Source organism: Herbidospora sp. RD11066, from assembly GCF_054661255.1.
The window spans coordinates 1-274 of sequence record NZ_BAAGDO010000148.1 but is presented as its reverse complement, the minus strand read 5'-3'; the positions used below and the strand labels follow the sequence as shown (position 1 = coordinate 274).

The window sequence follows — 274 nt, the reverse complement described above, 5'->3', positions numbered from 1 at the left end:
AGGGCAGGTGGGCTGGACAGTTGGCTGGTGTCTCTAGGACTTGGTCAATTTGTAAAGATTTTTAGGTCTAAACGTGTTAACAAGATGCAATTGGCGAGTTTGACCATGCAGAAGCTGCAAGACATGGGTGCAGATGCAGTCGGGCCTAGAAGAAAGCTGATGCATGCTATTGACTGCCTATGGTAAACCTAAATGTTCAGAACCACAAATACGTGACAAGAATAGAGGTGCTTCTTGCAAAGTCCTCTCTTTCGGAACTGCCTTGGAAATCGAC

At 46.0% G+C, this 274-nt stretch carries 1 protein-coding gene; it reads left to right on the top strand.

Annotated elements, in window-relative coordinates; translation table 11 throughout:
- Positions 1–186: SAM domain-containing protein (locus tag ACYQ78_RS39590; protein ID WP_459806139.1), on the top strand; the 186-nt coding region annotated here is incomplete at its 5' end.
- Positions 187–274: the final 88 nt, after the last annotated feature.